The sequence below is a fragment of the Sinomonas sp. ASV322 genome, from assembly GCF_030908245.1.
Taxonomy (GTDB): Bacteria; Actinomycetota; Actinomycetes; order Actinomycetales; family Micrococcaceae; genus Sinomonas.
This window is the reverse complement of sequence record NZ_JAVFJJ010000004.1, coordinates 394,930-404,287: the sequence shown is the minus strand read 5'-3', so window position 1 is coordinate 404,287 and position 9,358 is coordinate 394,930. Positions and strand designations below refer to the sequence as shown.

The following is a 9,358-nucleotide window of genomic DNA, read 5'->3' as shown; positions in this document are numbered from 1 at the left end:
GGCACCACCTCGAGCTCGGCTACAAGTCCATCCGCGTCCAGACCGCGGTCCCGGGGATCAAGGCCGTCTACGGCGTCGCGGCCCAGGCCCAGGCCTCGGGCGAGCGGTACGACTACGAGCCGGCCGGGCGCGGGGCCTACCCGCTCGAGGAGGACTGGGACACGCGCGCGTACCTGCGCCACCTGCCCACCGTGTTCGAGGCCGTGCGCAACGAGTTCGGCCCCGAGATCCCGCTCCTGCACGACGGCCACCACCGCATGACCCCGATCCAGGCCGCCAAGCTCGGCAAGGCCCTCGAGCCCTACGACCTGTTCTGGCTCGAGGACTGCACCCCGGCGGAGAACCAGGAGGCCCTGCGCCTGGTCCGCAGCCACACCACGACCCCGCTGGCGATCGGGGAGGTCTTCAACACGGTGTACGACTTCCAGTCGCTCATCAAGGAACAGCTCATCGACTACGTCCGCGCGGCCTCGACCCACTTCGGCGGCATCTCCCCGCTGAAGAAGGTCATGGACTACGCGGCCCAGTACCAGGTCAAGTCCGGCTTCCACGGGCCCACGGACATCTCCCCGGTCGGCTTCGCCGCCCAGCTGCACGTGGGCCTGGCGATCCACAACTACGGGATCCAGGAGTACATGCAGCACTCGGACGCGACGAACACACCGTGTTCGAGCAGTCCATGACCTTCACCGACGGCTACCTCCACCCCGGGGACAAGCCCGGCCTCGGCGTCGAGTTCAACGAGGAGGCCGCGAACTCGTACCCGTACCAGCAGGCCTACCTCCCATACAACCGCCTCATCGACGGCACCGTCCACGACTGGTGACGGCCACGACTGGTGACCTGAGCGACGCACGCACCAACCAACCAATGCAGAGGAACAGCAGATGCTCAGAGTAGGAATCATCGGCGCCGGAGGGATCTCCGACGCCCACATCCAGGCCTATCTGGCCTTTCCCGAAGAGTGCGAGATCGTCGCCATGGCGGATATCGTGCCCGGGAAGGCCGCCTCCAAGCTGAAATTGCACAAGACGCGAGGCGCCAAGGCATACGAAGACCCACACCAAATGCTCGCGGACGAACGGCTGGACCTGGTGAGCATCACCACGCCGCCTTCCAGCCATGCCTCCCTCACCGTCGCCTTCCTGCGCGGCGGGGTAAACGTGATCGTCGAAAAGCCCATGGCTCCCTCGCTGGAAGAATGCGATGCCATGATTGCCGCTCACCGCGAATCGGGCAAGGTCCTCTCTGTGGTCGCTCAGAACCGATTCCGCGATGACATGGCCACCCTCAAGGAGGCTGTCGACTCAGGCTTGATCGGCTCGGTCTCGCATCTCCGAGTTGACTCGGCATGGTGGCGGGGGCTGACCTACTACGACCTGTGGTGGCGCGGCACATGGGAGTCAGAAGGTGGCGGCTGCACACTCAACCACGCGATCCACCACATCGACCTCACACTCTGGCTCATGGGGCGGCCGTCGCAGGTAACGGCCATGCTCGCCAACGCCCAACACGAGAACGCCGAGGTCGAAGACCTCTCGGTTGCCGTCCTGCGCTACGGCCGCGGACTCGCCCAGCTCACAAGCTCGGTCGTGCATCACGGCGAGGAACAGGAGATCGTCATCCAGGGTGAGTTCGCCAAGATCTCGCAACCATGGCGCGTGGCGGCAGAACTTTCTCGACCCAACGGCTTCCCGGTTGCCGGGGGCAACACTGCACTGGTAAGTGAGCTGAACGCCCTCGCCGAAGCACACGTTCCGCTGCCCCATCAAGGGCACGCCGGCCAGATCGGCGACGTCATCGCAGCGATCCGCGACCAGCGCGAACCGACGATCGACGGCGACGACGGCCGCAACGCCGTCGAACTCGTAACAGCCATCTACAAGGCCGGCATCGAGCGCGAGGTCGTCGATCTGCCGCTCACCCCAGATGACCCTTACTACCGATCCGGAATGCTCCCCCACCGAGCCCCGCACTTCTATGAGAAACGGACATCCATCACCGAGCAGTCCGGCGACATCATCGTGGGCGCCTCAACGAGCATTTCCAACGACTGACCCTTTGAAAGGACACCTGATGCCCGCATCGGAAGGCGCCACCTACGCCCCCGTTCCTATGCCGCAGCCCGTTGTCGGCCCCGGCGAATTTGTGTTCGCCGCCGCGTATCTCGACCATGGCCATATCTACGCAATGAGCGAGGGGCTGATCGGGGCCGGCGCCACCCTCAAGTGGGTCTATGACCGCGATCCGGCTAAGGTCGAAGCGTTCCGAACGCGGTTCCCCCAGGCTCAGGTTGCCAGCAGCGACGCAGAGATCCTCGCCGACCCCGACGTTCGGTTGGTTGCCGGTGCGGCGGTGCCGTCGGAGCGTGCAGACCTCGGACTGCGGGTCATCGCTGCCGGCAAGGACTACTTCACGGACAAGGCACCTCTGACAACGCTCGAGCAGTTGGATGCCGTCAGGGAGGCGACCGCTCGCACTGGGCTCAAGTACGCCGTGTACTACTCAGAGCGCATCCATGTGGAGGCCGCCGTGCTCGCCGGCCAGTTGATTGAGCAAGGCGCGATCGGCAAGGTCCTCCAAGTCACTTGCCTTGGCCCCCACCGCATTGGCGATCTGGAGACACGTCCCAACTGGTTCTTCGAGCGGGACAAGTTCGGCGGAATCCTCTGCGATATTGGCAGCCACAACTTCGAGCAAATGCTCTACTTCGCGGGTGCCCGGAACGCTGAAGTGGTCAGCGCCTCCGTCGCCAACCACGCCCACCGAGACCACCCCATGTTCGAGGACTTCGGCGACGCCCACATCGTGATGGACAACGGCGCAACGGGTTTCGTCCGTGTTGACTGGTTCACGCCATCGGGACTGAGCACCTGGGGCGACGGACGCACGATCATTCTCGGCACCGAGGGCTACATCGAATTGCGAAAGTACGTGAACATTGCGACCGGCGAGGGAGGCGGCCATGTCTTCCTGGTGAACGACGACGGCGAGCAGCATATCGAGGCGACGGGCCGAGTGGGCTACCCGTTCTTCGGGGCTCTCATCCGCGACTGCCTGGACCGCACCGAGACCGCCATGATTCAAGAGCACGCGCTCAAGGCGGCCGAACTCAGCGTCAAGGCTCAGCTTGCCGCGCGCGACGTGAGTCCCGCGATTCGATGACCGACTGATGTCGGTGCAGTCGGCCAACCATGCCGCGCCCGGGAATCGCGGGCGCAGCATGGTTGGGTCAGGAGAAGGCAAGGGACGATACTGTTTCAGAGTCCACTTCGCGAGCAGCACATAGCCAGCGAGTCAATTGCCGAAAGAGGCCACGGAGGGCCAGCAAGTTGAGTAGCAGCCCCATTCCCGCACGGGCGCCCAGGCCATCCACGATCTATCAAGTAGCGCGGCTCGCCGGTGTATCCCACCAGACCGTCTCTCGATATCTCAAGGGGAACGGGGGCCTGAAGCCGCAGACCGTAGCCAAAGTCGAAGACGCTATGGCACGTCTCGACTACACACCCAACCTTGCAGCCCGCGCACTGCGGAGCAAGCAGTCCTATCGAATCATCGTCGTGGCCCCCGAGGACCTTCATTTTGCTGCATCGCGAATACTCAAAAGCGCGGTCAGCACAGCCGATGAAACAGGATATGTGGCTGACGTTGTCCACATCGGCATAAGCACCTCCAAGTCTTGGGACCGCCTTGTCACTCTCGTGTCTGCCGAGCGGCTGGCCGGCATCTACTCACTGATCCCCCTCGGTCCCTTGGAAGAGGAGATCATCTCGAAGCACCCCGACATCCCACTCGTCGTCGCCGGCAGCTACGACGAGAAGATGCACGCGCGCGGTTCCCTTGCGGACGCGACCCCAGCCGCAGAGATGATCGAGCATCTGGCCTCCCTCGGCCATCGCTCCTTCTACCACGTGGCAGGTCCAGAGCTCTGGACATCAGCGGTAAACAGAACCAAGACCTACGAGACGACTATCGCCCGGCTCGGTCTCCATTCGGCCGGCTCCGCAATTGGCGACTGGTCCATGCTCTCCGGCTACCGGGCCGGACTCGAAATCCCCCTCGCTGACGGACCCGTCACCGCTGTATTCGCTGCGAACGACCACATGGCCTTAGGGGTCATACGCGCTTTGCACGAACGCGGCAAGAGTGTGCCCGAAGACATTAGCGTATTCGGATGGGACAACCTGGAGGAAGGCAAATACTTCATCCCCTCGCTCTCCACGGTGAGCATGGACCTCGAAGCCTCCGGGCGGAACAGCATGAGGGAATTGATCTCCCGCATACGAAATGAGCCTAGTGGCCCCCAGGGATACGAGTTCACCCCGATGCGGCTGATCTTCAGGGAGTCAACAGCTGAAGCCCCGACCCACGCAAGCTAATACGTGGGATCCGGGGCCCCAGCCAGGGCGTTGATCCGCCATCGAGCGGTGTGCTCTTCTCCTGGCGCCAAGACGATGAGATCGGTCCCGCTGTTGAAGGCGTCGGGCGGGCAGGTCATGGGCTCGACGGCCAGGCCGACCCGGCTGGGGGCCGGGGCCGCCTTGTCGGCGGTGTGAATCTGCAACCAGCAGCACGCAGCGTCCCACGTCATCACCACCCCGGAGCCGTTTGCCCGGTCTCTGATCGTGACCCGGGCAGTGCCGTCCGTGTCGAAGCCGAGGCCGGTGAACGCGTGGTCGATTTCGAGCCGTCCAATCGGGCGGGCGGAGCGGAAGTCGAAGGAGTCGCCCCCGACATGCCGCTCCCGGACCGGCAGGAGCCTGTCCGGGGTGACCTCCAGGAACCGGCTCGCGGGGACCTCGAGCTCCCAGTCGTCCAGCGGCGCCTCGCCCGCGACGAGATAGGGGTGCGGGCAGACTCCGTAGGGGGCTGCACGGTTCCCCGTATTCCGCGCGCGCACCTCCCATTGCAGGCCGCAGTCAGCATCGAGGATGTATGAAGCCTCGAGGTGGAGGGCAAATGGGTAGCCTCTGCTTGGATCGAGTTCGAGCGAGAGGGTCACAGAGTTCTTCCCAGCGGCGGAGAAGGACCATTCGCGGTCGAACACCAATCCGTGCAGAGCGCAACCGCGTTCGGGTTCGTTGACGCCGAGACGGAGTTTCTCGCCGTCGAAACTGTAGAGACCGTCAGCGACGCGGTTTGGCCAGGGCGCGGCAATCACTCCTCGGTAGTCCGGGATCGGCTGCCCTGCTGGGGAGGGGACAACAAGGTCGCGGCCCTGGTAGGTCAGGCTCCTCAGTGCGGCTCCCTGTGTCGTGACGACCGCGGCGTAGTCTCCGGCGTGCAGCTGATGCAGTCCTGCGGCCGTGGCGCGGGCCAAACCTGCCGAATCGGACGGGAGGGACGCGTAGCTTGCATCCATGGCTGTCGTTGGCGCCATCGCTCAGAGGCCCCGCGCGAGACGGTAGTAGGCGGCGTTCCACTCGAGCTCACGGGCGAAGCCGCGCGCGGTGGTGTCCTGGTCGATGACGAGGAGTTCGGTGCGAGCCATGCGGGCGTAGTCCTCGAAGGCCTCGATGCCGAGGGCGGTGCTCATCACGGTGTGGTGGGCGGCGCCGGCCTCGAGCCACGCCGTCGCGGAGGTGTGGAAGTCTGGGGCGGGCTTCCACACGGCGCGGCCCACGGGGAGCTTGGGCAGCGGCGCAGTCGGCTCGACGACCTCGACCGCGTTGGCGACGAGCCGGAAGCGGTCGCGCAGATCGGAGAGGGCGACGACGACGGCGGGGCCTGGGTCGGCGGTGAAGACGAGCCGGACGGGGTCGTCCTTGCCGCCGATGCCGAGCGGGTGGACCTCGAGGGACGGGCGCGCGGTCGTGAGCGAGGGGCTGACCTCGAGCATGTGGGCTCCGAGGATCCGCTCGTCGCCGGGGGTGAGGTCGTAGGTGTAGTCCTCCATGAGGGACGCACCGCCCGGAAGCCCAGCGCCCATGACGCTGGCCGCGCGGACGAGGATGGCGGTCTTCCAGTCGCCCTCGGCGCCGAAGCCGTAGCCCTCGGCCATGAGCCGCTGCACGGCCAGGCCCGGGAGCTGCTTGAGCGAGCCGAGGTCCTCGAAGCTCGTCGTGAAGGCCCCGAACCCGCCGGCCTCGAGGAACGAGCGCAGGCCGAGCTCGATCGCGGCGCCGTCTCGCAGCGATTGGTGACGGTCACCGCCGCGGCGCAGCTCGGGCGCGACGTCGTAGATGTCCTCATATTCGGCGGTGAGGGCATCGACGTCGGCCGGGTCCGCGGCGTCGACCGCTGCGGCGAGCTCGTTGACGCTCCACGTATTGACCTGGACGCCGAGGCGCAGCTCGGCCTCGGTCTTGTCCCCCTCGGTGACCGCGACGTAGCGCATGTTGTCCCCGAACCTGGCGAGCTTGAGGGTGCGGGTCGCGGCCCAGCCGGCGGCGGCCCGGGCCCAGGTGCCGATGCGATCGGTCACCCGGGGGTCGGAGACGTGGCCGACGACGGTCTTCCGCGGCACGCCGAGGCGGGACTGGATGTAGCCGAACTCGCGGTCGCCGTGCGCGGCCTGGTTGAGGTTCATGAAGTCGAAGTCGATCTCCCCCCACGGCAGCTCGACGTTGGCCTGGGTGTGGAAGTGCAGGAGCGGCTTGTCCAGGGCGGACAGGCCCGCGATCCACATCTTCGCCGGCGAGAACGTGTGCATCCAGGCGACGAGCCCGATCACGCGATCGTCGGCGTTGGCCTCGAGCGCCATCCGGCGGATCGCGTCCGGGTCGGTCAGCACGGGCTTCCACACGAGGCGCACCGGGAAGCCCTCGGCGGCGGTGAGCTCCTCGGCGATGCGGCGGGACTGCTCGGCGACCTGGGCGAGGGTCTCGGGCCCGTAGAGGTGCTGGCTTCCGGTGAGGAACCAGACCTCGTAGGCGCCGAGCGAGGGAGCACCGGGGCGGGTGGGCTGGGTGCGGGTGAGTTCTGCGGTCATGGGGGTCTCCTGAGTGGAAAGTCGGAAAGGCGCTTCAGCGGCCGTAGACGTTCTGGTAGCGGTCGTGGAGCGAGGCGATATGCTCGGGCGCGATGGGCAGGGGCTCGCCGAGCTGGCGGGCGATGTGGACCGTGCGTGCTACTTCCTCGCACATCGCGGCTGCCTTGACGGCGTCCCGCGGCGTCGGGCCGATCGTGAACGGGCCGTGGCTCTGCATGAGCACCGCGGGGGACGCCGAGTTCCGCAGCGTCTCGACGATGCCGCGCCCGATCGAGTCGTCGCCGATGAGCGCGAAAGGCCCGATCGGGATCTCCCCGCCGAACTCGTCGCCCATCATGGTCAGCACGCACGGGATCGGCTCGCCCCGCGCGGCCCACGCGGTCGCGTACGTCGAGTGGGTGTGCACGACTCCCCCGACCTCTGGCATGTGCCGGTACACGTAGGCGTGCGCGGCAGTGTCCGACGACGGCGAGAGCCCCGGGTTGCCCCACTCCCCTCTGTTTTCGCCCGAGATAGGATCCCCAGGGAGCGAATCCACGGGGACGCCATGAAGGTCCGTCACGACCATGAGCTCGGGGGCGAGGTCCTGGTACGAGACCCCGGAGGGCTTGATGACCATGAGGTCGTGCCCGGGGACGCGGGCCGAAACGTTCCCGGCCGTCCAGACGACGAGCTCGTATCGGGTCAGCTCCGCGTGCAGCGCGCAGACCTCCTCGCGCAGCCTCGCGATCTCGGCCTCGAGCGTGGTCCTGGTCATGACGTGGCTCCCTTCAGGGCAACTGCGCGTTTCAGGTCGATGGCCTCGGCGGCGGCCCGCTCGACCGCCAGGCCCGCACGGTACTGCTCGAGGTACGACGCGAAGCCCGCGACGTCGTCGTCGTTCGGGTCTGCCGTCTCGACGGCAAAGGCGCCGAACACGCGCCGGGACAGCCAGGCGCCAAGGCCGGAGCCCCCGCCGCCTGCTGCCTGGGCGGCCGTGAGGTAGGCGGCGAGCACCGCGATCCCCCACGCGCCACCCTCCGAGGCGGTCTCGGCAACCGACACGGGCGCGTCCAGCGCGCCGGCGAGGAGCCGCTGCGCGACCCCGGCGGTGCGGAACAGGCCCCCGTGCGCGTACATCCGGTCAAGGCCGACCCCCTCGTCCGCGAGCACCCGCATCCCCAGGGCGAGGGTTCCGACGACGCCGTAGAGCTGTGCACGGACGAAGTTGGCCAGGGTCAGGCGGCTGTCCGGCGTCCTCACCACGAGGGGGCGGCCGCGCTCGAGGCCCGTGATCGGCTCGCCGGCCAGGTAGTTGTAGGCAAGGAGTCCTCCGGCGTCGGGCTCGCCGTCGAGCGCCTCGGAGAACAGCAAGGTGTAGACCGCATCGGCGTCCACGGGCGAGCCGGCGATGGCCGCGAAGCGGTGGAAGAGCCCGGCCCAGGCCGCGAGCTCGCTCGCGCCGTTGTTGCAGTGAACCATGGCCACCGGATCCCCCGCCGGGGTCGTGACCACGTCCAGCTCGTGGTGGACGGCGGCGAGCGGGCGCTCGAGCACGACCATCGCGAAGATGCTCGTTCCGGCGGAGACGTTTCCCGTGCGGGGCGCGACCGAGTTGGTCGCGACCATGCCGGTTCCGGCGTCGCCCTCCGGCGGGCACAGCGAGACACCCGAGCGGAGCGCGCCCGTCGGGTCCAGCAGGAGCGCGCCCTCGGGGGTGAGCTCGCCAGCCGGCTGTCCCGCGCCGAGCACCTCGGGGAGCAGGTCCAGCAGCTTGGGCACCCGCCCAGCGCTCACCTCGTCGTAACGGGCGACCAGCTCGGCGTCGTAGGACTTGGTGTCCGGATCGATCGGGAACATTCCCGAGGCGTCCCCGACGCCCAGGACCTTCCGGCCCGTGAGGCGCCAGTGGACGTAGCCGGCCAGCGTCGTGCAGAAGCGGACGCGGGCCACGTGCGGCTCGGCGTCGATCACAGACTGGTGCAGATGCGCGATCGACCAGCGCAACGGGATATTCACCCCGAACAGCCCGGTGAGCTCGGAGGCGGCCGGCCCGGTGCTGGTGTTCCGCCACGTGCGGAACGGGACGAGCAGCCCGCCGTCGGCATCGAACGCGAGATAGCCATGCATCATGGCCGAGACCCCGATCGCGCCGAAGGCCTCCGGGCGCACCCCGTGGCGGCGCTCGGCGTCCCTGACAAGGCCCGCGTAGGCAGCTTGCAGGCCGGACCAGACCGACTCCAGCGAATACGTCCAGACCCCCTCGCCGAACTCGTTCTCCCACTCGTGGCTGCCCACTGCCAGCACGAGGGAGGGATCGTCGACGTCGACGAGGCACGCCTTGATGCGCGTCGACCCCAACTCGATACCCAGCGCTGTGCGGGCTTCCAGGATCGCGCTGCGGGCGGGCGCCGGCTCTGGCGTCATGTCGATGTTCCTCACGTGGTT

The 9,358-nt window shown here is 67.4% G+C and carries 7 protein-coding genes and 1 pseudogene; 4 read left to right on the top strand and 4 right to left on the bottom strand.

From position 1 onward, the window contains the following. From RBS12_RS08625 to RBS12_RS08610, 4 genes and pseudogenes are all read left to right on the top strand, one after another. Window positions 1–826, top strand: a pseudogene (locus RBS12_RS08625) (D-galactonate dehydratase family protein); the annotation flags it as partial. Window positions 827–887: 61 nt separating this feature from the next. Then, window positions 888–2,057: a Gfo/Idh/MocA family oxidoreductase gene (locus RBS12_RS08620; protein ID WP_307965648.1), complete on the top strand. Its 1,170-nt coding sequence runs from the start codon at window positions 888–890 to the stop codon at window positions 2,055–2,057. Between the two features lie 19 nt (window positions 2,058–2,076). Next, window positions 2,077–3,165, top strand: coding sequence for a Gfo/Idh/MocA family oxidoreductase (locus tag RBS12_RS08615; RefSeq protein ID WP_307965647.1), 1,089 nt, complete (start codon window positions 2,077–2,079; stop codon window positions 3,163–3,165). A 29-nt stretch (window positions 3,166–3,194) separates the two neighbouring features. Further along, window positions 3,195–4,379: a LacI family DNA-binding transcriptional regulator gene (locus RBS12_RS08610; protein ID WP_307965646.1), complete on the top strand. Its 1,185-nt coding sequence runs from the start codon at window positions 3,195–3,197 to the stop codon at window positions 4,377–4,379. On the opposite strand, the gene RBS12_RS08605 is transcribed toward RBS12_RS08610, so the two are convergent. The 4 genes from RBS12_RS08605 to RBS12_RS08590 are packed head-to-tail and all read right to left on the bottom strand — an operon-like array spanning window position 4,376 to window position 9,337. After that, entirely contained in the window at window positions 4,376–5,362 is a 987-nt protein-coding gene (locus RBS12_RS08605) for an aldose 1-epimerase family protein (protein WP_307965645.1), read from the bottom strand. The two genes, RBS12_RS08610 and RBS12_RS08605, sit on opposite strands and share 4 nt — an antisense overlap. A gap of 21 nt (window positions 5,363–5,383) precedes the next feature. Further along, window positions 5,384–6,931 carry an L-arabinose isomerase gene (gene araA / locus RBS12_RS08600; protein ID WP_307965644.1) on the bottom strand — a complete coding sequence of 516 codons (1,548 nt, stop codon included), beginning with the start codon at window positions 6,929–6,931 and terminating at the stop codon, window positions 5,384–5,386. A 34-nt stretch (window positions 6,932–6,965) separates the two neighbouring features. Beyond that, window positions 6,966–7,688: an L-ribulose-5-phosphate 4-epimerase gene (locus RBS12_RS08595; protein WP_307965643.1), complete on the bottom strand. Its 723-nt coding sequence runs from the start codon at window positions 7,686–7,688 to the stop codon at window positions 6,966–6,968. After that, the gene (locus RBS12_RS08590) at window positions 7,685–9,337 is read right to left on the bottom strand and encodes an FGGY-family carbohydrate kinase (RefSeq protein ID WP_307965642.1); all 1,653 of its coding nucleotides are present in this window, start codon (window positions 9,335–9,337) and stop codon (window positions 7,685–7,687) included. Before RBS12_RS08590 ends, RBS12_RS08595 begins: the two co-directional genes overlap by 4 nt. Window positions 9,338–9,358 lie beyond the last annotated feature (21 nt).